This window comes from Herbiconiux sp., assembly GCF_004297105.1.
Taxonomy (GTDB): Bacteria; Actinomycetota; Actinomycetes; order Actinomycetales; family Microbacteriaceae; genus Herbiconiux.
In genome coordinates this window covers 184,226-208,538 of sequence record NZ_SCVE01000012.1, presented here as the reverse complement: position 1 = coordinate 208,538, position 24,313 = coordinate 184,226, and the positions used below count along the sequence as shown (strand labels likewise).

Below are 24,313 nucleotides of genomic sequence, written 5' to 3'. Positions count from 1 at the left end.
GCATGGCTCGCCTACTCCTCGCCCTCATCATCGTGGTGGTGGCGTTCACGGTGTACGCGCTCGTCGACTGCCTGATGCTCCCGAAGTCGAGGGTCAAGGCTCTCCCGCGGGTCGCGTGGGTGTTCATCATCCTTCTGTTCACGCCCATCGGCGGTGTCTTGTGGCTGCTGTTCGGCCGCGGTCGCCGGGTCACCGCGCAGCCCAGACGCGCCATGGGCCCGGATGACGATCCCGATTTCCTGGGAACCATCCGCCCCATTCACGACCCCAATGAAGACGAGCGCATCCGCGAGCTCGAGAAGCGCCTCGCCGAGACCGACGACGAGCAGGACAACGGCAGAACCGACCGGTGACCCCGAGCGCTGCGGCGACGTTCGCCACCCGGCTGCTCGACGCCTTCGTCGAGCTGGGCGTTCAGCATGCCGTCGTGTCGCCGGGCTCCCGCTCGCAGGCCCTGGCGCTGGCGCTCGCGGAGCTCGAGGCGCGCGGTGCACTCGCGCTGCACGTGCGCATCGATGAGCGGGTGGCCGCGTTCACCGCGCTCGGCATCGCGCGGGAGACGGGGCGGCCGGCACTCGTGGTCACCACCTCGGGCACGGCGGTCGCCAACCTGCTGCCGGCCGTGATGGAGGCCTCGCACTCGGGTGTGCCGATGCTGCTCCTCACCGCCGACCGGCCGGCGCGGTTGCGCGGAACGGGCTCGAACCAGACCACGTGGCAGCCCGGTGTCTTCGGCCGTTTCGCTCGAGGCGAGGTCGATGTGCCGGCGCCCACCGCCGACGCGATCCCGGATGCGCGCGCTCTCGCCGACACCGCGTACCGCACGGCGACCTCGGCCGCCGCCGCGGGGCCCGTGCATCTCAACCTCCAGTTCGTGGAGCCGCTGTCGGGGGCGCTCATCGAGGAGCCCGAACCGCTGTCGGGCGCGTTCATCGACGAGGCCGAAGCGCTGTCGGGCGCCTTCGTCGACGAGACCGAAGCGCTGTCGGGCGCGGCATCCGGATCGGCGCCCGCATCCGGGACCACGCCGGGGGTTGCGGATCCGGTGTCGTCAGCCGGTGCTTCGGCTTCGGCTTCCTTGTCCTCGGAGCCCAGGTCTCACTCCGATTCTGCTGCCGAGACCGCTGCGGTACCCGATTCTGCTGCCGAGACCGCTGCGGCATCCGATTCCCCCTCCCCGACCGCCGCATCCGGCTCCGGCGACTCCGAGGTGTCGGCGCCAGGAGCTGCGGCAGCGGCATCCGCTTCTCCGAGGCGCGCCCTGCACCTGGCGCCCGGCCCTCGCACGCTCGTGGTGGCGGGTGCCGACGCAGGCGACGGCGCCAACGCCTTCGCCCTGCACGCGGGCTGGCCGCTCATCGCCGAGGTTTCGAGCGGCGCGCGGTTCGGGCCGAACCTCGTGCCCGCCTATCGGCGGCTGCTCGACCACCCCGACTTCGCGGAGCGCATCGAGCGCGTGGTGGTGTTCGGGCATCCGACGCTCAGCCGGCAGGTCGCGGCCCTCGTGGGGCGCGACGACCTCGAGACGGTGGTGGTGCGCGGGCGCGGGGAGCCGTTCGTGCCCAGCGCGCTCGCCGTGGTCGTCGACGAGGTCACGGCCGACGCCGAAGACCGCGCCGACCGGGCGTCCCGCGCCTGGACCGGTCAGTGGGTGTTCGCCGGCCGCGAGCTGCTCGACCGGGAGGCGGCCGACGACGAGGTGGCTGCTCCGCTCGACGTGCGGGGTGGTGCCGACGACCCCGCCGGGGCACGTGAGTTCGCTCGCGCCGAACTCGCCGCATTACGGGCACCGGTGAGCCGTCGTGCGCTCGCGCTCGCCACCTGGCAGGCCACCTGGCCGCACGATCGGCTCGTGCTGGGGGCCTCGCGGCTGATCCGGGAGCTCGATGTCGCGGCCGGGGGCAAGAAGGTCACCGTGCACGCGAACCGCGGGCTGGCGGGGATCGACGGCACGATCTCCACCGCGCTCGGCATCGCCGCAGCGAGCCAGTCCGGCACCGGCGCGGGGTCGCTCGCTCAGCAGCGGGCCGGCACGACGCGCGTGCTCCTCGGCGATCTCGCGCTGCTGCACGATGTGGGTGCGCTGCTGCTCACGCCGGGCGAGCGGCGGCCGCGTATCCAGCTCGTGGTCGGAAACGACGGGGGCGGCACGATCTTCGACGGGCTCGAGGTGGCCTCCACGGCCGTGCGGGAGGCCTTCGATCGCGTCATGTTCACGCCTCAGGATGTCGGCATCGCCGCCCTGGCGGCCGCCTACGGCTGGGAGCATCGCGCCATCTCCACGCGTGGCGATCTCGATTCGGCGCTGGCGTCGCCGCCGGCGGGGCCGAGCATCCTGGAGGTCGCGCTCGAGCGGTGAGCGTCTTCTCCTGCACAGGTCGCGCTCACTGGGAGGGTTCTCCCCGATCCGGGCTCCGGCCTCGGATGTCGGCCCGGCGAACTAGGCTCGACGCGTGACAGACACATCCGCATCCGTAGCCCTCGACACCCTGAGCCGGGTGTTCGGGTACGACTCCTTCCGGGGCGACCAGGCCGAGGTCATCGACCATGTCATCGCCGGCGGCGACGCCGTCGTGCTCATGCCCACGGGTGCGGGCAAGTCGCTCTGCTACCAGGTGCCGTCGCTCGTGCGGCAGGGCACCGGCGTGGTCATCTCGCCCCTCATCGCGCTCATGCACGACCAGGTCGAGGCCATGAAGGCCGTGGGCGTGCGCGCTGCGTTCCTCAATTCGACGCAGGATGCGGCGGAGCGCGCCGAGGTCGAGCAGGCCTACCTCTCGGGCCGACTCGATCTGCTCTACGTCGCGCCCGAGCGCCTCTCGGCGGAGAGCACCAAGCGCTTCCTCTCCGGGGGAGAGATCGCGCTGTTCGCCATCGATGAGGCCCACTGCGTGTCGCAGTGGGGCCACGACTTCCGGCCCGACTACCTGGCTCTCGCCGAGCTGGCCGAACGCTGGCCGACGGTGCCCCGAATCGCACTCACGGCCACCGCCACGGAGGCGACGCACAAAGAGATCACGCAGCGGCTGTCGCTCGGAGATGCACGGCACTTCGTGGCGAGCTTCGACCGGCCCAACATCCAGTACCGCATCGATCCGAAGCTCGAGGTGCGCAAGCAGCTGCTGTCGTTCATCCGCAACGAGCACGCGGGCGACGCGGGCATCGTCTACGCGATGTCGCGCAAGACGGTCGAGGGCACGGCGGAGTTCCTGGCGGCCAACGGCGTCGACGCCATGCCCTATCACGCGGGTCTGGATGCACGGGTGCGCGCCCGCACGCAGGCGCGCTTCCTGCGCGACGAGGGTGTGGTCATCGTGGCCACCATCGCATTCGGCATGGGGATCGACAAGCCCGATGTGCGGTTCGTGGCGCACATCGATCTGCCGAAGTCGGTCGAGGGCTACTACCAGGAGACGGGGCGTGCCGGTCGTGACGGTCTGCCGTCGACGGCATGGATGGCCTACGGCCTGAACGACGTCATGCAGCAGCGCCGCATGATCGACGAGTCCCCGGGCGACCTCGCGCACCGGCGCCGGCTCTCCGCGCATCTCGACGCGATGCTCGCCCTCTGCGAGACGGTGCACTGCCGGCGGGTGAACCTGCTCGGTTACTTCGGGCAGGCGAGCGAGCCGTGCGGCAACTGTGACACCTGCCTTCAGCCGCCCGCATCGTGGGATGGCACGGTGGCGGCCCAGAAGCTGCTCTCGACCGTGGTTCGGCTCGAGCGCGAGCGCAACCAGCGCTTCGGTGCCGGGCACCTCATCGACATCCTGCGCGGCAAGCGCACGCCGCGGGTCGAGCAGCAGGGTCACGATGCGCTCAGCACATGGGGTATCGGCACCGATCTGAGCGAGCAGCAGTGGCGCGGGGTCGTACGGCAGCTGCTCGCGCAGGGGCTGCTCGCGGTGAATGACGACGGGTACGGCACGTTGGTGATCACGCCGGAGAGCGCGGCGGTGCTCTCGGGGTCCCGCCCTGTGCCGCTCCGGGTCGAACCCGATCGGCCGGCGTCATCCCGCGGTGGTTCGGGATCGGGTTCCGGTTCCGGTGGCCGCGGTGGGCGCTCGTCTGCCGCGAAGGCCGAGCTCTCGGCCGAAGACGGCGAGCTGTTCGAGGCTCTCCGCGCCTGGCGCGCGGCCACGGCGAAGGAGCAGGGTGTACCGGCCTACGTCGTGTTCCACGACGCCACCCTCGCGGCGATCGCGGCCCTCCGCCCGCAGTCGGTCTCCGACCTCGTGGGCGTCGCCGGGATCGGCGACCGCAAACGCGAGTCCTACGGCGAGGGTCTCATCGAGACCGTCGTGGCGGGCGCCTTCTCGGGCACCCCGAGCGCCGCGCCGGCCCCCGCCGACAGTGCCGGCTCTGCTCCGTCCGGCTCTTTCGCCGCCCGCACGTCCCGGGGGCAGTCGTCCGGCCGCGGTGGCGGTTCCCGTCGCTCGGGCACGGCATCGTCGGCCGGGCCGACCTTCGACGATGTCCCACCCTCTGATGCGCCCTATCCGGACGAGTACCCGCCGTTCGACGAGTACCCGCCCTTCGACGACCACGACGCCCCACCGCCCGACGAGTGATCACCGGCGGAGCGGAGCGGTCGGCGCCGCCGGGCGCACCTCGTGCTCGCGCGTCGCGGCTCGGGTGAGTGAGCGAGTGAGAGAGAACAGCGACGCTACTGCCGAGCGGCCAGCAGTTCCTGCATGTAGGTGATCTCGCCCGTCTGGGCGAAGACGACGGCGTTCGCGAGCGCCAGTACGAGCGGGTTCGTGGTGCGGGCGATGGCCGCATCCGCCATCTCCACACCGCCCTGGTGGTGGGCGATCATGAGCTCGAGGAAGAGGCGCTCCGCCTCGACCCCCGACAGCGTCGAGAGGCGTGCGATGTCATCGGAGGAGGCCATGCCCGGCATGGTGCCTCCCGGCACCATCGGCTCCGTCCCGGCTGTCCCGGCCGCCGCGGTCGAAGACGACGACGGATCGGCCGTGGCCGCAGTGGAGCCCCCGTGGGCATGGGCATCCGAGTCGTCGAGCGTCGGCTGCAGCATCCACGTCATCGAGGGCTGCGACGACGCCTGCGGCAGCCCCCACGAGTTCAGCCAGCCGTACATCTGACCCGACTGGTTCGCCTGCGACGTGGCGATGTCGTAGGCGAGCGAGCTGATCTCGGGGTCGTCGGTCTGCTGGCGGATGATCATCGCCATCTCCACGGCCTGGTTGTGGTGCTCCTGCATGTCGCGGGCGAAGCCGGCTTCCACACTCGTGTCGCCCGGGGTGGGCACGCGCGGTGCGGCGAGCCAGCCTGCGGCGAAGGCGCCGACACCGATCAGCACCGCCGCCACGATCGCCGCCAGGGCGATCCGCCCCCGCGAACGAGGTGCGGCGGTCGTGGAAGCCGCCCGGGCACCGGATGCCTCGGCCGTGCTCTCACCGGAGCCCGGCCCCGTGCTGCCGCTGCCCTCATCCGTCACGGCGATCAGGCCACCTTGCCGGGTGCATCGAGTCCGCCGGTGCAGGCTGCGCCGGGCTCGGGTGCGTCGTTGGACCGCCAGAACTTCTGCACGAACTCGCCGAGACGCTCGTCGTCGGGCGAGTCCATGAACACCTGGTTGCCCCACGCCGATGCGACGACGGGCGACGGGAGGCCGGGGTAGGGCGAGACGACGACGTAGGTGTCGGGCAGCTGGGAGCGGATCTTCTGCACCCCTGCCTCATCGATCACCGCCGGATCGTAGGTGACCCACACGGAGCCGTGCTCGAGCGCGTGCACCGCGTTCTCGTTCGGAACGGCCTCGCTGTACACGCCGCAGTTCAGCCAGACGCCCGCGTGGTCGCCGCCGGCGGGTGGGGTCTGTGCGTAGTCGACCGTGCCCGTGACGTGGTTCGAGGTGAGCCCGGAGTAGGTCTTGAGGTCGCCGATCGAGATCGACGCGGGGTCGACCTGCGGCTTCGCGCTCGACACCACGAAGCCGATCACGAGCCCTATGACGAGCACCCCCGCCACGCTGCCGCCGATCCAGGCGAAACGGCGATTGCGCTGCTGGCGCTTCTGCTCCGCCACCATCGCAGCGACCTTCTCGGCACGGCGCGCATCGCGCTCCTGCTTGACGGTGAGCTTCTTCGCCTGGTCTTTGGCTTTCGGCGGGATCGAGGAGGGGGAGTCGGAGGGCACGGCTCTCATTTCGGTATCGGCGGAAATCAGGAGTTGAAGCGACAACTATTCCTAGGATGCCTGGGAGATCCATGTCTGTGCAATCGGTGTGAATGCATACCCGCAGCGGAATACCCCTCGTGTGAAGATCGGGGGATGTTCAAGACTGTGGCCAGGGGAGTCGTGCGGCCGATCGCCCGCGTCGTCTACCGGCCCACGGTGACCGGACGGCAGAACGTGCCGCTCGAAGGTCCCGTGCTGTTCGCCAGCAACCATCTCAGCTTCATCGACAGCGTCGTGATCACGCTCATCGCCCCGCGCGATGTGCGCTTCCTCGCGAAGGCGGAGTACTTCACCGGCGAGGGCATGAAGGGCCGCGTCTCGCGTTCCTTCTTCGAGTCCATCGGAGCCATCCCGGTCGATCGATCCAGCGCGACCGCCGCCCAGGACTCGCTCGAGCGCGGCCGCGAAGTGCTCGACGCGGGCGGCGCGTTCGCGATCTATCCCGAGGGAACCCGTTCTCGCGACGGGCGCCTGTACCGAGGCCGCACCGGCGTGGCCTGGCTGGCCCTGACCACCGGATGCCCCATCGTGCCCGTCGCTCTCAGCGGCACCCAGGAGCTGTTGCCGGTCGACACGACGGTGCCGCGCATCCGCCCTGTCTCGATTCAGTTCGGCGAGCCGATCGACGCGGCGAGCTACGGCGATGCCTCGTCGGCCCGAGCGCGGCGGCGGCTGACCGAAGACGTGATGAGCGCGATCGGCGCGATGTCGGGCCAGGAACTCGCGGGCACCTACAACGAGCCGCCGGCCGCCTCCGTGGTGGAGCGCGTCAAGCGCGCCATGCGCCGCAACGATCCCGAGTCGGGCGCGGGCGACCCGATCTGATCCGGCCATCGGCGGATCCGTCAGTTGTGGCCCTCAGGGGCAGTTCTTGGGGCGCGAACTGACGGATCGGGAAGTGGGTGGCGGGGTCCGGCAGGTGCGGACCCACGACGTGGCCCGGAGGGCGCGAACTGACGGATGGGCACTCACCAGGCGGTTCGGGCCGCCGGGCCCGGCACGATCGCCACGGCGTCGGGCTGCACCACGGCCCCATCGGGCCGCACGAACTCGAGGCGCGCGGGCTCGCCGCTCGCCGCGTCGACCACGCGGGAGGACGCGCCACCCGCGTACGGGTTGTACGTGTCGCCCCACTGCACGAGGGCGCCCAGCACGATCGACAGGCCCTGCCCGCTCTCGGTGAGGTGGTAGCTGAACCGCTCGCGCGAACCCGGGTCACGGTAGCCGCGCTTCTCGAGAACCCCGGCGTCGACCAGCTTCGCCAGGCGGTTCGAGAGGATGTCGCTCGGCGCCCCGAGCGAGTCACGGAACTCGGAGAAGCGGGTGCGCCCCCGGAAAGCGTCTCGCACGATCAGCAGCGACCACTTCTCGCCCACGATGTCGAGGGTGCGCACGATCTGGCAGCGCGCGACGAGGTCGGCTGACGCAGCGGCGGAGGCGGCGTCGACGGCGGTGTCCACGATCTCGTTCATGCCCACAGAGTACGACGATCGCATCTAAATTGGAAATTCCAACTCAGAGCGATTAGGGTCGCCCCATGACGAATTCGTGGCGCTTCGCCCGGCGGGGCACGTTCTGGTCGGCGGCGGCCGTGCTCGCCCTCTGCCTCTGGGCCAGCGGGGCGCCGAGCGTGCTGTACCCGGTGTATGCCGCCGAGTGGCACCTGCCCGCGGTGGTCACCACCTCCGTGTTCGGCGCCTATCCGCTCGCCCTGCTGATCGTTCTGCTGTTCTTCGGTGGCCTCTCCGACAGCATCGGCCGACGCCGCGCGATGCTGCTCGGCGTCGCGCTGATCGCGATCGCGGCGGCGGTGTTCGCGCTGGCGCCGAATGTCGGCTGGCTCTTCGCCGGCCGAATCCTCCAAGGCCTGGGAACCGGTTTCGCCCTTGGCGCCGCCAGTGCGGCCCTGGTCGAGAACAACACCTCGCCGAACCCCCGCGTCGCGAGCACCCTCACCACGGCGTCGACCGCCACGGGGCTCACCGTCGCCCTCATCCTCTCCGGCTTCCTGGCGCAATACGCACCGTTCCCGCTGGTGCTCTCGTTCGCCGTGCTCTTCGTCGTCGCCGCACTCGTGTTCGTGGCGGTCGGACTCACGCCGTCAGACACGGCGGGGCTCGGCGCACCGAGCTGGAAGCCGAAAGCCATCCGGATGCCGCGGGGCATGCTGCTCGCCTTCATCGCCGCAGTGCTCTCGGTGTCGGTGGCCTACAGCGTGGGCGCGATCTTCCTCTCGCTCGGCGCCCAGATGGCCCGTGAACTCACCGGCACCACCGATCTGCTCGTGATCGGTGCTCTGCTCGGCGTCTCGTCGATCGCGATCGGGATGACCGCCCTCTTCTTGCGCGGGGTGCCGGCGCACGTGTCGATCGTGGTGGGCGGCATCCTGTCGCTGGGCGGCCTGCTCGTCATGGCCGGCGCAGCAGCCTGGGGATCGCTGCCGCTCTTCTTCGCCTGGTGCATCGTGGGTGGCATCGGCTACTCCTTCGCCTTCACCGGCGGCCTCGGCCTCATCAACAAGGCGGCACCCGTGCGCCATCGCGGGGGTACTCTCTCGCTGGTCTACTTGTTCTCCTACCTGCTTCAGGCGCTCACGGCGGTGGGTGCCGGCGCGCTCGCCACAGCGCTCGGTCTCGGTGTCGCGGTCGACATCATGGCGCCGCTCCTCGGCGTGCTCGCCGTGGCCGCCATCCTGTTCGCTCTGATCGACGTCGCCCGGGCACGGCGATCGGATTCGCCCTCCCCTGCTTTGTCTCACTCGTCACTCGAAACCCGCTCCTGACTGTGGGAACCCGACAGTCGCCCGCCAGGCGTCGGCGGGCGGAGTTGTAGGCCGCGAACGGGACATTTCCGCGTCCCCGTACCGAGTTCTAGCGTGGAGGCATGACGGACACGGTCGACACCAGCAACCCCACGAACGAAGCGCAGGAGATCGAGAAAGAGCTCGACGATTCGGCACGCGTCCTGAAGCGCGGTGCAGCATCCGCAGGCGCCGGTGACCGCCGCGCGAGCACGAACGACGTGGTCGTCGCCCGCACCGACGTCGAGTGGCTCGGCGAGTATCTCCTCGGCACGTGGGCCGCCGTTCGGCTCGGCGCCCGTGAGCTGACGGCGCGCCCCGAGCTGCAGCGCGTCGAAGGTCAGACCTACCCTGAGCACCGCGAGCGCGTGTTCGGCCAGCTGAAGCTGCTGGTCGAGAACGGGCAGGTGCACCGGGCGTTCCCGAAGTCGCTCGGCGGCGAAGACGACCACGGTGGCAACATCGCGGGCTTCGAGGAGCTCGTCACCGCGGATCCGTCGCTGCAGATCAAGTCGGGGGTTCAGTGGGGTCTCTTCGGTGCCGCGGTTCTGCACCTCGGCACGCAGTACCACCACGACACCTTCCTGCCCGGCATCATGAGCCTCGAGGTGCCCGGCGCCTTCGCCATGACCGAGACGGGCCACGGGTCGGATGTCGCGGCCATCGGCACCACGGCCACCTACGACGAGGCCACCCAGGAGTTCGTGCTCGACACCCCGTTCCGCGGTGCCTGGAAGGACTACCTGGGCAACGCGGCCAAAGACGGCATCGCGGCCGTGGTGTTCGCCCAACTCGTCACCAAGAACGTCAACCACGGCGTGCACGCCTTCTACGTGCCGATCCGGGATGCAGCCACAGGCGACTTCCTGCCCGGTGTCGGGGGAGAGGACGACGGCCTGAAGGGTGGACTCAACGGCATCGACAACGGCCGCCTGCACTTCACCGACGTGCGCATCCCGCGCGCCAACCTGCTGAACCGCTACGGCGACGTGGCCGAGGACGGCACCTACTCCTCCAGCATCGAGAGCCCCGGCCGCCGATTCTTCACGATGCTGGGCACGCTCGTGCAGGGCCGGGTGTCGCTGGATGGCGCATCCGTCGCCGCGGCGAAGATCGCGCTCACCATCGCCATCACCTACGGCAACGAGCGCCGACAGTTCACGGCCGGCAGCGATACCGACGAAGAGGTGCTGCTCGACTATCAGCTGCACCAGAAGAGGCTCATCCCCAAGCTGGCCACCACCTATGCCGCGAGCTTCGCGCACGAGCAGCTGCTCACGAAGTTCGATCAGGTGTTCTCCGGGGCCGCAGACACCGACGAAGACCGTCAGGATCTCGAGACCCTGGCCGCCGCGCTCAAGCCCCTGAGCACGTGGCATGCGCTCGAGACGTTGCAGGAGGCCCGGGAAGCCTGCGGCGGGGCAGGCTTCCTCGCCGAGAACCGCCTCGTCGGCCTGCGCGCCGACCTCGACATCTACGCCACGTTCGAGGGGGACAACCACGTGCTGCTGCAGCTCGTGGCCAAGCGTCTGCTCAGCGACTACAGCCGCCGCTTCGCCAAGGCCGACTTCGGTGTGCTCGCCCGCTATGTGGTGGAGCAGGCCGCCGACCGCACGGTGAACAGCAGCGGACTCCGCTCGCTGGCGCAGCGCGTGGCCGACCTCGGATCGACCGCGCGCTCCGTCGGACAGCTGCGCGAGGCATCCGCTCAGCGTCAGCTGCTCACCGACCGGGTCGAGACGATGGTGGCCGAGATCGCCGGTGCTCTGCGCCCGGCGTCGAAGCTCTCGAAGAAGGATGCGGCCGACCTCTTCAACCTGCACCAGGCTCAGATCATCGAGGCGGCGCGCGCCCACGCGGAACTGCTGCAGTGGGAGGCGTTCACCGAGGCGCTCGAGGGCGAGGCGGGGCTGACATCCGGCATGGACGACGGCACGCGGGTCGTGCTCACCTGGCTGCGCGACCTCTTCGGACTCGGTCTCGTGGAGAAGCACCTCGCCTGGTACCTGATGAACGGCCGCCTCTCGCCGAAGCGGGCCCAGGCAGTGGGACTCTACACCGAGCGCCTGGCGGCGCGCATCCGGCCCCACGCGCAGGACCTCGTGAAGGCCTTCGGCTACGGCCCCGAGCACGTGCGCGCCGCCATCGCCACGGGCGCCGAGAAGGCCCGCCAGACCGAGGCGCGCGACTACTACCGCGAGGCCCGCGCCGCGGGAACCCTCCCTTCCCCGGAGAAGAAGCCCAAGCGCCCCTGACCTCCTCGCGACTCGCCAAAAAACGGTCCAAAACCCAGGTTCGAGACCGTTTTTTGGCGAGTCGCGATGAGGGCGGTGGTACCTCGGTACTACTGGGGGAGTAGAGCGGCGGGCCGAGGCGGCACCTGGGGCGGATGAGGCGGGAGGGCTGCATCCGTAGCGTGGAGATGTGGCGCAGAGAGCGCCCATCACACCACAGGAGAACCCATGATCGAGGCGACTTCCCTGACCAAACGCTACGGTGCCCGCACCGCCGTGAACGACGTGAGCTTCACCGTGCGACCCGGACAGGTGACCGGATTCCTCGGCCCCAACGGCGCCGGCAAGTCCACCACCATGCGCATGATCGTGGGGCTCGACCGCCCCACCCAGGGCCGAGTGCTCGTCAACGGCAAGCCCTACGCCGAGCACCGTTCGCCCCTCCACGAGGTGGGCGCCCTGCTCGAGGCGAAGGCCGTGCACACCGGCCGCAGCGCCCGCAACCACCTGCGCGGCATCGCGGCGACCCACGGCATCCCCACCCGCCGCGTCGACGAGGTGATCGACCTCACCGGCCTGCACACCGTCGCCCGCAAACGCGTCGGCGGCTTCTCGCTCGGGATGGGTCAGCGCCTCGGTCTCGCTGCCGCGCTGCTCGGCGACCCGGCCACGCTCATCCTCGACGAGCCCGTGAACGGTCTCGACCCGGAGGGCGTGCTCTGGGTGCGCGGCTTCGTTCGGCAGCTCGCCGCCGAGGGTCGCACCGTGCTGCTCTCGAGCCACCTGATGAGCGAGATGGCCGTCACGGCCGACCACATCATCGTGCTCGGCAAGGGCCGCATCGTGGCCGACTCCACGGTGGCCGACATCGTCGGCTCCACTCAGACGTTCGTGCGGGTGCGCAGCCCGCGCATCGACGACGTGGCCCGCCGGCTCACGCAGCCCGACGTCACCGTCACCGGTGTCGCGGCCGACACCATCGAGGTACGCGGGCTCGGCGCCGAGGTGATCGGCGACGCCGCGCTCTCGATCGGTGTCGCCCTGCACGAGCTCACCACCATCAGCGGTTCACTCGAAGACGCCTACATGCAGCTCACCCGCGACGAAGTGGAGTACCGCACAGCCGTCACCCCGGATGCCGCGCCGCTCGCCGAGGAGGTGGCTCGATGACCGCCGCCGTCGAGACCCCCGTCGTGGCCCGCGCCACGCTCCGCCCGGTTGCGGATGCGCGCCTGCGCTTCTCGGGAGTGCTGAGGAGCGAGTGGATCAAGCTCACCACCCTGCGCTCCACCGTCTGGATCTGGGCCATCCTGTTCGCCCTGCAGATCGGCATGGGCGCGCTGATGGTGCTCAGCCAGGACCGCTTCGGCGACCCCAGCCAAGGAGCCGCACAGACCGCTGTGTTCGCCGCGAGCATCGGGCTGATCTTCAACCAGCTCGTGATCGCGGTGCTGGGCGTGCTGGTGATCAGCGGGGAGTACGGCACCGGGCAGATCCGCTCGAGCCTCACCGCAGTACCCAAGCGCCTGCCCGTGCTCTGGGCGAAAGCGCTCGTGTTCGGCGTGAGCACCTTCGTGGTGGGCCTCCTCGCCATCATCGCGGCCTACGCGGTGACCTGGCCGATGCTCGACTCGAAGGGCATCACCTCCGACCTCGGTGACCCGGATGTCTGGGCCCACCTCGTGGGCGGCGCCGGCTACCTGGCCCTCGTCGGTCTCGTCGCCTTCTTCATCGGAGCCCTGCTCCGCCACACCGCCGCCGGCATCGCTGCGGCCGTCGGCCTGCTGCTCGTGGTGCCGAGCGTGCTGAGCTTCATCGTGGCCGACTGGTCGACCGTGCTCGGCCAGTGGCTGCCCGGCTCGGTGGGCCAGGGCCTCTTCTTCGGCAGCGACATCTTCGAGCCCTGGCAGGCCGTGCTGGTTATGCTCGGGTGGGTCACGGTGTTCGCGGTTCCCGCCGCCGTGCTGCTGAAACGGAGGGACGCCTGACCTCGGCTCCACAGACCACGTCCTCGGCGCCGGCCTTCCCGTCCGGCGCCGAGGATCTGCGTCTGCCCAAACCGCCGGGGTTCATCCGCTCGTTCTTCACCAGGCATCCGTGGCTGCTCGACAGCCTGATCGCCGCGGCGTACGCGGTGCCGGTCGGCATCGCCTCGCTCGTGCTCTTCGTGCTCACGGTCATGGGGGCGGCGCCCTGGGGCGACGACCCCGTGCGGAGCAGTCCGATCTTCGCGGGGGCCGCCCTCTACGTCACGGCGGCGGTGAGCGTCGGCCTGCTGTTCCGGCGGCACGTGCCGGTGATCACCGCCACCATCTGCGCGGTGGCGCTGCTCGTGCCGATCAGCCCCGCCTCGCAGGCGGACGGGCTGCCCATGATGTTCGCGCTCTACGCCCTCGCGGTCTACCGCACGGCGCGCTCGGCCTGGATCTGGGTCGCCATCGCTGTGGCCGCCAGCACCGGGTCGTTGCTCATCTACTCGCCCGACGACCTGGCGGGCAATATCGGCAACGCGGTGCTCTCCGCCCTCGTGTTCGTGATCGCCACCCTCGTGGGCATCACCTTCGGTAACCGTCGGCGCTACATCCAGGCACTCCTCGACCGGGCGGCCCAGCTCGCGCGCGAACGCGACCAGCGGGCGCAGCTCGCGGCGGCGGCCGAACGGGCGCGCATCGCCCGGGAGATGCACGACATCGTGGCGCACAGCCTCACCGTGATCGTGGCGCTCTCCGACGGGGCAGAAGCGAGCCTCGACCGCTCACCCGAGACCGCGCGCGAGGCCGTGCGCCAGACCGGCATCACGGCCCGGCGCGCTCTCGCCGACGTGCGACGCTCGCTCGGCGTGCTCACCGAGGCGCCGGGGGCAGCGGATGCCGCGCTCGCGCCCCAGCCCGGGGTGAGCGAGCTGCCCGAGCTCATCGCCTCGTTCCGCGCCGCAGGCCTTCCCGTTCGCTACACCGTGCACGGGGACCCGCCCGCCGATCCGGTGCTGCAGCTCACCGTCTTCCGCGTGCTCCAGGAGGCGCTCACGAATGCGCTGCGCTACGCCGTGCAGGTGACGGCGGTGGATGTCGTTCTCGCGTACGATTCGGGCGGCATCACCATCGAGGTGAGCGACGACGGGATCGATCCCGGTCGCGGTGCGCCGTCGGCCGGCTCGGGCCGCGGCATCATCGGCATGCGCGAGCGCGTGGCCGTCTACGGTGGGCGGGTCGAGACGGGGCCTGCCGGAAGCCGCGGCTGGCGGGTGCGCGCCGTACTGCCCGTCGCCGCGGTCACGATGCCCACCCACCCGGCCGCACCCGCCCCGGCTGCCGCCCCCGCACCTGCCCCCGTACCGACCTCAGACGGAGACCGATGACCGACCCCGCCGCCCCCATCCGCATCCTGCTGGTCGACGACCAGCAGCTCATCCGCCTCGGCATGCGCCTGGTGCTCGACGCCGAAGAGGGTCTCGAGGTGGTGGGCGAAGCCGGCGACGGATACGAGGCGCTCGCCGCGGTGCAGCGCCTGCGGCCCGACGTGGTGCTGATGGACGTACGGATGCCCGGCCTGGACGGCATCGAGGCCACCCGCTCGATCGTGGCGACGAACCCGGCCAGCCGCATCATCATCCTCACCACCTTCGACCTCGACGAGTACGCCTTCGCGGGCCTGAACGCGGGGGCCAGCGGCTTCCTGCTGAAGGATGCGCGGCCCGCCGAACTCGTGTCGGCCATCCGCGCGGTGGCCTCGGGAGACGCAGCGGTGTCGCCGCGCGTCACCCGGAAGCTGCTCGAGATCTTCGGGCCACAGCTGCCGGGCCCTGCGCCCACGGTCGACGCCTCCCCGTCGCAGGCGCCGGATGCCGCCGCACAGACTCTTCTCGCCACCCTCACCGAGCGGGAGCGCGAAGTGCTGGTGGCCATGGCGGAGGGCCTCACCAACACCGAGATCGCGGGACGCCTGTTCCTCTCGGAATCGACCGTGAAGACCCATGTCGGTCGCGTGCTGATGAAACTCGAGCTGCGCGACAGGGTGCAAGCCGTGATTTTCGCCTATTCGGTGGGCCTGGTGTGAGGCGATTCGGCAGAACCTCGGGTTGGCCCAATAGCATCGATCGCGTGGATCGTCGTCTTCTCGCCATCAGCGTCGTGGCCGTGGCCGCACTGGCTCTCACCGGGTGCGTGGCCGATTCCTCCGGTCAGGCGGCGGTGACCTCCTCCACACCCACGGCGAGCGAGACTCCCACTCCCACACCCACCCCGGTCGATCCGCTCGCCGTCGTGCCGCTGCCCGCCGCGGCCAAGGTCGACTACCAGCTCGGCGGGGCCTACGATCCCGAGCCCGACGTCACCGTGGTGGCACGCGACAGCGGCCAGCAGCCCGTGAAAGACGTCTACTCCATCTGCTACGTCAACGGCTTCCAGACCCAGCCCGGCGAGCTCTGGCCCAACTCCCTCGTGCTGCACGACGCCTCCGGCGAGAAGGTCACCGACCCCGATTGGCCCGACGAGAACATCCTCGACATCTCCACGCCCGACAACCGGGCGGCGATCGCCGACAAGATCGCCGTGACGGTGGCCGGATGCGCCGGGGCTGGCTTCGACGCCGTGGAGTTCGACAACCTCGACTCCTTCACCCGGGCCGACGGCGCCTTCGGGATCGAAGACGCCGTGGCCTACGCCACGCTCCTGGTCACGAGCGCCCATCGCGCAGGACTCGCCGTGGGGCAGAAGAACACGCCGGAGCTGGGCGCGCGAGGACGGGACGAGATCGGCTTCGACTTCGCCGTGTCCGAGGAGTGCCAGCGCTACGACGAGTGCGCCGCGTACACCGGGGTCTACGGCGACCAGGTGATCGACATCGAGTACTCCGACAACATGATGGAGACGTGGACGGCGATCTGCGAAGATCCGCAGCTGCCTCCCGCGAGCGTGCTGCGCGACCGCAAGCTGCTGCCCGACGACAAACCCGGTTACGTCGCCAAGTACTGCTGACGGTCCGCCCCGGCATCGGTCGGTGCGGCCGGGCGTTCCCAGGGTTCACGATCCGTTCATCCGCAGGTCGGCAGAGCCTCAGTCGCGCACTCCGGTGCGTGGCGGAGGATTGACGGAACCTCGGGATGGCCGAGCGTGACGGCCGGACGGGGACGACGTGAACAGACACGAGCGACGCGCGGGAGCCGTCCTCGGTGACACCATGGTGCTGTTCGACTGGAACGGCACGATCGTGGTCGACGCCGATCACGCGCGCGCCGCTCTGAACCTCGTGCTCGGGCGTCGCGGCCTGCCGGCGTTCGGTGAGGCCGAGTTCTCGATGCGCTTCCGTCTCCCGTTCTCGGAGCTGCTCGGGCGGCTCGGCATCGAGGCGGACGACCGGCCCGCCGCCGAGGAGGAGTGGAACACGGAGCTCTCCACGATGCGCACTCGCCTGTGCCCCGGCGCCCCGGAGTGCCTCGTGTCGTTGGCGCAGGACGGAGCGTGGCTGGGGGTGTTGTCGGCGTCATCCGCCGCCGCGGTGCGCTTCGACCAGCGGTCGCTCGCCGTGCCCCCGGTGTTCCACATGGTCGACGCGTCGATCGACGACAAGTTCGAGGCGCTGTTGCGCCACCGGCCCACCCGCACCCGCGCCTACTACGTGGGCGACTCGGCTGACGACATGCGGTGCGCCTCCGCCGCCGACTACATCGCCGTCGGCGTGAGCCCGGGGTTCGCGGATGAATCGGCCCGCCTGTTGCGCGCAGCTGGCGCCGCCCACGTCATCTCGTCGCTGGACGAGCTCGTGGGCCTCATCCAGGTCGACGACCCCGTCGGGTCAGTCGCTCAGGTGTAGCTCCCGGTGAGCACGGCCGAGTTGAAGGCGGCCTGGATCACCACGATCACCACGATGATGCTGATGATCCAGCTCAGGGCGTAGAGGGCGATCGACACCCACATCGGGGCGATTCCACGGCCGGAGCGACGGCGCGCGATCACCGAGCGGCCGATGGCGTAGACGGGGGCGCCGACCAGGGCGAAGAAGCTCCAGGCCCAGTGGAACGGCCGCACGAAGCCGTTGCGGCGCAGCCAGCGGTGGTCGAAATACGACAGCACGATGATCGCGGCGGCGATGGCGAAGGTGAGCAGGGTGCTGATGCCCTGCGCGAGCAGACCGGCTGTCGAGTAGCCGCCGTAGGTCGACGACGAGTACGGATTGGTGGCCTCGGTGATGCCGCGGTCGAACTCGGTGAACGAGAGGGGCAGCAGCAGGAGGTTGAGCAGCGGCATCAAGGTGATGGCCCAGATGAGGGGGCCGTACACCGGCGCACCCGGGGGTACCGTGGCGATGGGCTGCGGCGTGAACGCGTAGGCGGGAGCGGAGGGGTAGCTCGATGCGGCTTGGGCGCCTGCGTGCGGCCACTGCAGGTGCTCGGTCCACTGCGTGCCGTCCCACCAGCGCAGCTGAGGTGACCCGGCGGGGTCGGCATGCCAGCCGGGCGGGGTGCTGCCGGATGAGGTGGTGGGGTTGCCGGTCGAGTCGCTCACGTGGTCCCTTTCTGACGGACGAGGCAAGCATACGATGCCCACCGAACCGGTATCCTCGTCTGGGGACTTCGACGGGATGGGCATGAGCACTGGCTTCGGCAACACACCCGCGCTCGACGACTCCGTTCGCGTCGAGGGCGGGGTCGTGCGCATCCTCGATCGCCGGGTCTTTCCCGAGGCGGTCGACTGGGTCACGGCGCATGACGCCGAGGAGGTGGCCGCGGCCATCGCCGCGATGGTCACCCAGAGCTCGGGCCCTCTGTATGCCGCCTACGCCGGGCTCGAGATCACGGCCGGTCAGCTGACCGGCCTCGCTCCGGATGCGGCCCGCGAGCGGATGCGCGTCGCCGGCCACGCCCTCGAGACCGCGCGGCCCACCAACAACCACCCGCGCGAAGCCGTTCAGCGCGTGCTCGCCGCCGTCGACGAGGCCGCCCAGGCTCCCGGTGCCACGACCGCGCAGCTCGTCGAGGCCGCAGTCGATGCGGCGCGCTCCGGCGCGCGTCTCTACCGGGAGCGCAGCCACCGCCTCGCCACCGCCGCCGTCGAGCTGCTGCCCGACGGCGCCCGCCTGCTCACCCACTGCTGGATGGACAGCTACCTGATCGAGCTCGTACGGGCGGCCCGCGAGGTGGGCAAGCGCTTCGACTGGGTGGCCACCGAGACGCGCCCCTACCTGCAGGGTGCCCGGCTCACCGCGCACACGCTCGCCGAATTCGGCGAGCACGTCACCCTCATCACCGACAGCATGGGCGCTGCGGCGCTCGCTCCCGGCTCGGCCATCGGCCCGATCGATGCGCTCGTCACGGCAGCCGACCGTGTGGCACTCGATGGCAGCGTCGTGAACAAGGTGGGCACGCTCGGCCTCGCGATCGCCGCGTCGGCGTTCGATGTGCCGTTCTACGCGCTCGTGCAGTCGCCCGATCCCGAGGCGCCCACGGCCGCCGACATCGTGATGGAGCAGCGCGACCCCGCCGAGGTGCTGCACACGCTCGGCCGGCGCACGGCATCCGCCCTGGTCACGGATGCCTGGTACCCCGCCTTCGACGTGACGCCGCCGCGTTTCGTCACCCGCATCGCCACCGATCGCGGGGTGTTCGTGCCGGAGCGGGTGTCCGACTACTTCGCGCCGGCCGTTGCGGGAGCATCGGCATGACCGACTCTCCGTACGAGCTGCTCGTCACGCGCGACGACGTGGTGCGCTACCTCGCGGAGGCCGGTCACCTGGGGCGGCTGGCCGCCGACGCGGAGGTCGTCGAGGTGGTGGAGGTCACCGCCGGCAACATGAACCGGGTCTTCATCGCCCGAGGTCCCCTCGGGTCGCTCGCGGTCAAGCAGGCGCCGCCCTGGGTGCAGGTGGCGGGCCCGGAATGGCCGATCGACCCGGCGCGCATCGCCTCGGAGGCGCGCACGTACGAGCTGCTCGCCTCGCGGGTGCCGGAGTCGATCCCCGCCGTGGTGGCGTTCGACGCCGACCGGTACGTGATCGTCATGGAAGACCTCTCGGGGCTCGAGGTGCTGCGCGACGTTCTCGTGGCGGAGCTGGCATCCGGTGCTTCTGCGTCGTCGACGCTGGATCTCGCAGGACTCGGCGCCGTGGTGGGGCGCTTCGTGGGTGAACTGGCCGTGTCGACATCCGTTGCCGCGCTCGGCGCGACCGCGCACGCCGAGCTGGTGGCCCTCGCGGCGAACCCCGAACTCTGTGCCCTCACGCTCGACGTGGTGCTCGATGAGCCGTACCGCGAGCACGAGCACAACCACTGGCATCCCGCGCTCGACGAGCGGGTGCGGGCGCTGCGCGGCAACTCCGCGGTGCGCGAGGCCGTGGCCCACGTGCGGGGCATATTCCTCGAGCGGCATGAGGCGCTCATCCACGGTGACCTGCACTCCGGATCGGTGATGGTGGGGCGTGCTCCCGCCGACGATCGGCAGCTCGTGAAGGTGTTCGACCCGGAGTTCAGCTTCGTGGGGCCGATCGGAATGGACCTCGGGCTGTTCTGGGCCAACCTGGAGATTGCCGCGATCGCCGCCGACGTGGTGGGGGCGCACGACCTCGCCCGCGCACGCTCGGCCGCCATCCCGGCGAGCCTCGACGCCTTCGCCGCCGCCTGGAACGACGACAGCACCCTCGCCACGATCGTGGCCGACGCCTGGCGCTTCGCCGGGGTCGAGGGCATCCGCCGTGCCGCAGGCTACTCGCACGCCGCCGACATCGAGTCGCTGCCGGAACCCGCCCGGGCGGATGCCTCGGTGCGTCTTTTCGATGCAGCCCGCCATCACCTCCTCACGGGCACCGAGTCGCCCGCCGATCCCGCCCGTTCACCCGCCTCCGGAAGGACCTCCTCGTGACCGACGCCCCGCACCCCGAATCCGCGCTGACGCCCGAGCCCACCCCCACGCCTGATCCGCTCGTCGTCGATGCGAAGTACCTCGTGGTCGACCTCGAGGGCACCACGAGCGCGGCCGGCTTCATCCTGGGCGACCTCTACGACTACGCGCGCCCGCGCCTCGCCGCCTGGCTCGACGCGCACGCCTCCGACCCCGCGATCGCCGAGGCGCGCGCGCAGGTCATCCACGACGCGTCGCTGCCGACGGATGCCTCCACCGACGAGATCGTGGCCGTCATGCACGAGTGGATGGAACGCGACGTCAAGGCCACGCCGCTCAAGACCGTGCAGGGACAGATCTGGGCCGAGGGCTTCGCGCGCGACGAGATCTCGTCGCACTTCTTCGACGACGTCATCCCGAAGCTGCGCGAGTGGCACGCGCACGGCCTCGGCCTCGCGGTGTTCTCGTCGGGCTCGGTGGCCTCGCAGGTGCCGTGGTTCCGGCACTCGCCCGACGGCGACCTCACGTCGCTCATCACCGACTACTTCGACACCATCAAGGCGGGCCCGAAGAAGGAGTCGTCGTCGTACGACCGCATCGCGGCGGCGCTCGGCGTTCCCGCGGCGGAGATCGTGTTCTTCACCGACAACCCGGGCGAGGTGTCGGCGGCCCTCGAGGCCGGCTGGCAGGTCGTGGCGTTCTCGCGCGAGGGCGAGCCGTTCTTCGAGGCCGACTTCGGGGGCTCATCCGTCGTCTCGTCGTTCGACGACGTGGAGGTCGTGCCCTCGTGAGCACCGGCACGGGCGCCTGGGCGCCCAACGTCTTCTCGCCCGAGGGCCTGACCGCTTCGACGGTCACGGATGCGGGGGCGGCGCTGGCGGCGGAGGCGGCGCGTTTCGCGGCGCTCGGCTGGATGCCCGGCACTGCCGGAAACCTGTCGATCACGCTCGACCGCGACCCGCTGCGGCTGGCGGTGACGGCATCCGGGCTCGACAAGGGCGAGCTCACGGCTTCGGACATCGTGCTGGTCGATGGCAACGGCGACTGGACCGGTTCGGGCGCGGGTGCCGACGACGGCCTCACCGAGTCGCTCGGGCTGGCCCGCAAGCCCTCGGCCGAGGCGGGCCTGCACGCCCGCATCGCCCGGGTGACCGGTGCGGGTGCCGGCATCCACGTGCACGCCCTGGCCGCCGTGCGCGCGGGACGCGCCTGGCCCGAGGGCGTGGTGCTGCACGACCTCGAGATGCTGAAGGGCATCGGTCACAGTGCCCACGGCGAGCGGGTGGTCATCCCCGTGGTGCAGAACCATCAGGACATGCGCGTGCTCGGCGATGCCTTCGAGCGCGTCTACACGGGCCGCACCGATTCGGTCGGCGAGGTGCCCGCTCTCATCGTGGCCGACCACGGCATCTACGCCTGGGGCGCCGACCTGCGTCAGGCGCGCTGGCACCTCGAGCTCACCGAGGCACTGCTGCAGATCGCGCTCGCCACCCGCTGAGGTGCCCACGCGGGTTGCCACAACATGTGGCAACCCGCGTGCGCACGCCACAACTTGTGGCAAGCGGACTTGCGCCCGCGGGGGCATCCGCGTGTCGGCGGTTGCCACATGTTGTGGCAACCCGGGTGCGTATGCAGCATCGTGTGGCAAGTGGATCGGCGGGGCTGGCGGGGCATGCGCGTGTCGGCGGTTGCCACATGTTGTGGCAACCCGCGTGCCCACGCCGCAACTTGTGGCAAGCGGGCTTGCGCCTGCCGTGACGTGCGTCATCCGGTTGTCAGGAAGTGTCGCCTCGGGATGAGGGTTGCCACATGTTGTGGCAACGTGCGTGCGCAGGCCACAGCTTGTGGCAAGTGGATCGGCGGGGCTGGCGGGGGCATGCGCGTGTCGGCGGTTGCCACATGTTGTGGCAACTCGCGTGCCCACGCCACAACTTGTGGCAAGCGGACTTGCGCCCGCGGTGACGTGCGTCATCCATTTGTCAGAAAGTGTCGCCTCGGGATGAGGGTTGCCACATGTTGTGGCAACCCGAGGCGGAGGGATGCGCCCGGGGCCGACGCAGAGGTAGCGGCTCAGGCCGGGCCGAGGCCGAAGGTCTTCTGGAGGAGGGTCGCGGTGAACTCGGCGTCGACCGCGAGTGGGGCGCCGTCGAGCTCGCGCACGGGCGCGATCAGCCGGCCGCTCGAGAGCAGCCAGATCGCGTCGGCCGAGGCGAGCTCGGCGGAGGAGATGACCGCCTCGGCGGTGTCGAAGCCCATCGCGTCGAGCGTGTCGAAGACGGCCGCCTGGGTGGTGCCGGCGAGGATGCCGAGGTCGGTGCGCGGGGTGCGGAAGCGGTCGCCGTGCCGAACCAGCACGTTCGACGTCGGTCCCTCCAGCACGATGTCGTCGGTGCTGACGAAGATCACGTCGTCGGCGCCGCGCCGCTCGGCCTCACGCAGGGCCGCCTTGTTGAGCGCGTAGGACAGTGTCTTCGCGCCCTGGAGCAGCCACGGCGAGGTCTGCGCGATGTCATGCCGGTAGCCGCGGTCGAGTGTGACGGCGCGGATGCCGTCGCGCCGGTGACCGGAGTGGTCGGGGCCGGTGAGCACCTGGATCCACCCGCTCGCCTCGTCGGCGCCCTCGATGCCGCGGCTGTACAGCAGCTTCACGAGGAGCTCAGGCTCGGGCCGGTGTGCAGCGAGCCCGCGTCGGGCGGCCGCCTCGAAGGCGGCGAGATCGGGTACCGGCAGGTCGAGCATCGCCGCCGAGTGCGCAAGCCGGGCGAGGTGCCGATCGAGCTCGATGAACCGCCCGTCGATCACCCCGATCGACTCGAACACCCCGTCACCTCGCGTCACGGCGAGATCGGCGACGTTGAGCGAAGCCTGCCCGAGGGGCACCGCGACATCCGCCACCCCTCCCTCGACGTACACCACGAGATCTCCGAGAGTCGTGGTGGAGGTGGTGTCATCGTTCATGGGGTGGCTCCTGCGGGTCGGCGCTGCAAACACCTCCCAGTCTGCCCCGTCAGGCGAGTAGTCGCGCCAGCATCGCCGCTTCGTGCTTGTGGCCGATGGTCTCGTAGCCCACCACCACCACGAACGGGGAGAGGGTGATGAGGATGAGGCAGACGCCGAGCGACGCACCCCAGGTCGCGGCCAGCACCGCGAGAACGAGAAGCGCGACCGTGCCGGCGATGAGGCCGAAATGGAAAGGATCGACCTCGGCGACCAGGTAGTCGTACAGGGCGAAGATGGACAGACACAGGATGAGCACCGGAATGGCCACGCACAGCACCGCGCCCACCGTGCCGATCTGCGCCTCGTTCTCGATCACGTAAGCGGCCACATGAAGGCCGCCACCGGTGGCGGCGATGGACGAGAACACGAGGAGGTGCCCGTATCCCCACACGAACGCCTTGCGCCGGTACCGCTGCAGGATCTTTCCCGCCGGCAGGATGAAGTACGACCACCAGACGCCGAAGGTGAGCCCGACTCCGGCGGTGACGAGCAGTATCGCCTCGCTGCTCCACCCCTGGTGCGTCACGACGGCCGACACCGCGGTGACCGTTCCGAACACCCCTTCGCCCAGCGCGATGATGGTGAGGAGTCCGTAGCGCTCGGCGATGTGGTGCGCGTGCCAGGGGGTGCCGCCCCGCCCGCTCCTCTCGCCGATCACGATCTCGGCGATGTAGGGGCCCGCGAGCTCGATGGCGAAGAGCACGACGGCGATCGCGGCGGTGACCCAGAAGCTGGCGTGGGCGATGGCGACAGCCACCCAGCCGACCTGCGCGACGATGATCGTGATCGCATAGGCGAGACTCGTGGCGCGGCGACCGGGATCCTGGCGGGCCGCGCGCAGCCACTGCGCCACCATCGCCACGCGCATCACCACGTACCCGGCCACCAGCACCGAGTTGTCCACGTAGGCGCCCGCGTCGATCGACGCGAAGAGCGGTGGGATGCCGAGGGCCAGCACGACCACACCTACCATCTGCACGAGCGTGGTGACGCGGTAGTACCAGTCATCGGTGTCGTAGGCGGAGGCGAACCAGGAGAAGTTGATCCACGCCCAGCAGACCGAGAACATCGCGAAGGCGAAACCCGCGAGGGCGGTGGCGGTGTGCCCTTCGGCGAGATAGTGCGCGAGCTCGCCGCTGGCCTGGCTGAACGCCACCACGAAGGCGAGGTCGAAGAGCAGCTCGAGGGGTGTCGCGGCACGATGGGCCTCGTCGGGATCGCGCCCGGACATCCGAATCAGCCGA

General features: G+C 70.4%; 22 protein-coding genes. 16 read left to right on the top strand and 6 right to left on the bottom strand.

All coding sequences use genetic code 11. The annotated features are described in order from the left end of the window. Positions 1-2: 2 nt before the first annotated feature. The 3 genes from EPO52_RS07330 to recQ all read left to right on the top strand — a co-directional run bounded on the left by EPO52_RS07330 (position 3) and on the right by recQ (position 4,571). Complete coding sequence (locus tag EPO52_RS07330) at positions 3-353, top strand: PLDc N-terminal domain-containing protein (RefSeq protein WP_290804090.1); 351 nt, start codon at positions 3-5, stop codon at positions 351-353. Further along, positions 350-2,359 (top strand): thiamine pyrophosphate-binding protein, encoded by a 2,010-nt coding sequence (locus tag EPO52_RS07325; RefSeq protein WP_290804088.1) that lies wholly within the window; start codon positions 350-352, stop codon positions 2,357-2,359. Before EPO52_RS07330 ends, EPO52_RS07325 begins: the two co-directional genes overlap by 4 nt. A 94-nt stretch (positions 2,360-2,453) precedes the next feature. Next, a complete protein-coding gene (gene recQ / locus EPO52_RS07320; RefSeq protein ID WP_290804087.1) occupies positions 2,454-4,571 on the top strand; it encodes a DNA helicase RecQ in 2,118 nt (705 codons plus the stop codon). Positions 4,572-4,666: 95 nt separating this feature from the next. Here recQ and EPO52_RS07315 read toward each other — a convergent pair whose 3' ends face one another. Next, the gene (locus EPO52_RS07315; RefSeq protein ID WP_290804085.1) at positions 4,667-5,461 is read right to left on the bottom strand and encodes a DUF305 domain-containing protein; all 795 of its coding nucleotides are present in this window, start codon (positions 5,459-5,461) and stop codon (positions 4,667-4,669) included. A 5-nt stretch (positions 5,462-5,466) separates the two neighbouring features. Then, the gene (locus EPO52_RS07310; RefSeq protein ID WP_290804084.1) at positions 5,467-6,162 is read right to left on the bottom strand and encodes a DUF3105 domain-containing protein; all 696 of its coding nucleotides are present in this window, start codon (positions 6,160-6,162) and stop codon (positions 5,467-5,469) included. Between the two features lie 135 nt (positions 6,163-6,297). Here EPO52_RS07310 and EPO52_RS07305 point away from each other — a divergent pair, with 135 nt between their 5' ends. Next, positions 6,298-7,029, top strand: coding sequence for a lysophospholipid acyltransferase family protein (locus EPO52_RS07305; protein WP_290804083.1), 732 nt, complete (start codon positions 6,298-6,300; stop codon positions 7,027-7,029). A 143-nt stretch (positions 7,030-7,172) separates the two neighbouring features. Here EPO52_RS07305 and EPO52_RS07300 read toward each other — a convergent pair whose 3' ends face one another. Further along, on the bottom strand, positions 7,173-7,676 hold the full coding sequence (locus EPO52_RS07300) for a helix-turn-helix domain-containing protein (protein ID WP_290804081.1): 504 nt from the start codon (positions 7,674-7,676) through the stop codon (positions 7,173-7,175). A 65-nt stretch (positions 7,677-7,741) separates the two neighbouring features. Here EPO52_RS07300 and EPO52_RS07295 point away from each other — a divergent pair, with 65 nt between their 5' ends. The 8 genes from EPO52_RS07295 (at position 7,742) to EPO52_RS07260 (ending at position 17,049) form a co-directional block, all read left to right on the top strand. After that, positions 7,742-8,986 carry an MFS transporter gene (locus tag EPO52_RS07295; RefSeq protein ID WP_290804080.1) on the top strand — a complete coding sequence of 415 codons (1,245 nt, stop codon included), beginning with the start codon at positions 7,742-7,744 and terminating at the stop codon, positions 8,984-8,986. A gap of 101 nt (positions 8,987-9,087) precedes the next feature. Continuing rightward, the gene (locus tag EPO52_RS07290; protein WP_290804079.1) at positions 9,088-11,259 is read left to right on the top strand and encodes an acyl-CoA dehydrogenase; all 2,172 of its coding nucleotides are present in this window, start codon (positions 9,088-9,090) and stop codon (positions 11,257-11,259) included. 207 nt (positions 11,260-11,466) lie between these two features. Further along, entirely contained in the window at positions 11,467-12,408 is a 942-nt protein-coding gene (locus EPO52_RS07285) for an ABC transporter ATP-binding protein (protein WP_290804078.1), read from the top strand. After that, a complete protein-coding gene (locus EPO52_RS07280; protein ID WP_290804076.1) occupies positions 12,405-13,226 on the top strand; it encodes an ABC transporter permease in 822 nt (273 codons plus the stop codon). Before EPO52_RS07285 ends, EPO52_RS07280 begins: the two co-directional genes overlap by 4 nt. Then, on the top strand, positions 13,169-14,596 hold the full coding sequence (locus EPO52_RS07275; protein ID WP_290804074.1) for a histidine kinase: 1,428 nt from the start codon (positions 13,169-13,171) through the stop codon (positions 14,594-14,596). Before EPO52_RS07280 ends, EPO52_RS07275 begins: the two co-directional genes overlap by 58 nt. Continuing rightward, positions 14,593-15,294: a response regulator transcription factor gene (locus EPO52_RS07270; protein ID WP_290804072.1), complete on the top strand. Its 702-nt coding sequence runs from the start codon at positions 14,593-14,595 to the stop codon at positions 15,292-15,294. Before EPO52_RS07275 ends, EPO52_RS07270 begins: the two co-directional genes overlap by 4 nt. Positions 15,295-15,338: 44 nt before the next feature. Continuing rightward, positions 15,339-16,214 (top strand): endo alpha-1,4 polygalactosaminidase, encoded by an 876-nt coding sequence (locus EPO52_RS07265; protein ID WP_290804070.1) that lies wholly within the window; start codon positions 15,339-15,341, stop codon positions 16,212-16,214. Positions 16,215-16,371: 157 nt separating this feature from the next. Continuing rightward, positions 16,372-17,049: an HAD hydrolase-like protein gene (locus EPO52_RS07260; RefSeq protein WP_290804068.1), complete on the top strand. Its 678-nt coding sequence runs from the start codon at positions 16,372-16,374 to the stop codon at positions 17,047-17,049. On the opposite strand, the gene EPO52_RS07255 is transcribed toward EPO52_RS07260, so the two are convergent. Next, the gene (locus tag EPO52_RS07255) at positions 17,040-17,741 is read right to left on the bottom strand and encodes a DUF2510 domain-containing protein (protein WP_290804066.1); all 702 of its coding nucleotides are present in this window, start codon (positions 17,739-17,741) and stop codon (positions 17,040-17,042) included. The two genes, EPO52_RS07260 and EPO52_RS07255, sit on opposite strands and share 10 nt — an antisense overlap. Positions 17,742-17,823: 82 nt before the next feature. On the opposite strand from EPO52_RS07255, the gene EPO52_RS07250 reads away from it, so the two are divergent. The 4 genes from EPO52_RS07250 to mtnB are packed head-to-tail and all read left to right on the top strand — an operon-like array spanning position 17,824 to position 21,567. Continuing rightward, positions 17,824-18,897, top strand: a complete 1,074-nt coding sequence (locus EPO52_RS07250) for a hypothetical protein (protein WP_290804064.1) — start codon at positions 17,824-17,826, stop codon at positions 18,895-18,897. Further along, positions 18,894-20,090 (top strand): phosphotransferase, encoded by a 1,197-nt coding sequence (locus tag EPO52_RS07245; RefSeq protein WP_290804062.1) that lies wholly within the window; start codon positions 18,894-18,896, stop codon positions 20,088-20,090. The genes EPO52_RS07250 and EPO52_RS07245 overlap by 4 nt, the downstream gene beginning before the upstream one ends. After that, positions 20,087-20,860, top strand: a complete 774-nt coding sequence (gene mtnC, locus EPO52_RS07240) for an acireductone synthase (protein ID WP_290804060.1) — start codon at positions 20,087-20,089, stop codon at positions 20,858-20,860. The genes EPO52_RS07245 and mtnC overlap by 4 nt, the downstream gene beginning before the upstream one ends. Next, the gene (gene mtnB / locus EPO52_RS07235) at positions 20,857-21,567 is read left to right on the top strand and encodes a methylthioribulose 1-phosphate dehydratase (protein ID WP_290804058.1); all 711 of its coding nucleotides are present in this window, start codon (positions 20,857-20,859) and stop codon (positions 21,565-21,567) included. Before mtnC ends, mtnB begins: the two co-directional genes overlap by 4 nt. Positions 21,568-22,139: 572 nt before the next feature. Here the strand turns inward: mtnB and EPO52_RS07230 are convergent. Together EPO52_RS07230 and EPO52_RS07225 are read right to left on the bottom strand one after the other, a co-directional pair. Then, entirely contained in the window at positions 22,140-23,027 is an 888-nt protein-coding gene (locus EPO52_RS07230; protein WP_290804056.1) for an aminotransferase class IV, read from the bottom strand. A gap of 49 nt (positions 23,028-23,076) precedes the next feature. Further along, positions 23,077-24,300, bottom strand: a complete 1,224-nt coding sequence (locus tag EPO52_RS07225; protein ID WP_290804054.1) for a low temperature requirement protein A — start codon at positions 24,298-24,300, stop codon at positions 23,077-23,079. Between the last annotated feature and the right edge of the window lie 13 nt (positions 24,301-24,313).

What these genes read in the sequence shown, in the direction of transcription:
- EPO52_RS07330 (WP_290804090.1), top strand. Translation starts at nt 3, where the DNA reads ATGGCTCGCCTACTCCTCGCCCTCATCATCGTGGTGGTGGCGTTCACG.
- EPO52_RS07305 (WP_290804083.1), top strand. Translation starts at nt 6,298, where the DNA reads ATGTTCAAGACTGTGGCCAGGGGAGTCGTGCGGCCGATCGCCCGCGTC.
- EPO52_RS07300 (WP_290804081.1), bottom strand. Translation starts at nt 7,676, where the DNA reads ATGAACGAGATCGTGGACACCGCCGTCGACGCCGCCTCCGCCGCTGCG.
- EPO52_RS07295 (WP_290804080.1), top strand. Translation starts at nt 7,742, where the DNA reads ATGACGAATTCGTGGCGCTTCGCCCGGCGGGGCACGTTCTGGTCGGCG.
- EPO52_RS07290 (WP_290804079.1), top strand. Translation starts at nt 9,088, where the DNA reads ATGACGGACACGGTCGACACCAGCAACCCCACGAACGAAGCGCAGGAG.
- EPO52_RS07285 (WP_290804078.1), top strand. Translation starts at nt 11,467, where the DNA reads ATGATCGAGGCGACTTCCCTGACCAAACGCTACGGTGCCCGCACCGCC.
- EPO52_RS07280 (WP_290804076.1), top strand. Translation starts at nt 12,405, where the DNA reads ATGACCGCCGCCGTCGAGACCCCCGTCGTGGCCCGCGCCACGCTCCGC.
- EPO52_RS07270 (WP_290804072.1), top strand. Translation starts at nt 14,593, where the DNA reads ATGACCGACCCCGCCGCCCCCATCCGCATCCTGCTGGTCGACGACCAG.
- EPO52_RS07250 (WP_290804064.1), top strand. Translation starts at nt 17,824, where the DNA reads ATGAGCACTGGCTTCGGCAACACACCCGCGCTCGACGACTCCGTTCGC.
- EPO52_RS07245 (WP_290804062.1), top strand. Translation starts at nt 18,894, where the DNA reads ATGACCGACTCTCCGTACGAGCTGCTCGTCACGCGCGACGACGTGGTG.
- EPO52_RS07230 (WP_290804056.1), bottom strand. Translation starts at nt 23,027, where the DNA reads ATGAACGATGACACCACCTCCACCACGACTCTCGGAGATCTCGTGGTG.
- EPO52_RS07225 (WP_290804054.1), bottom strand. Translation starts at nt 24,300, where the DNA reads ATGTCCGGGCGCGATCCCGACGAGGCCCATCGTGCCGCGACACCCCTC.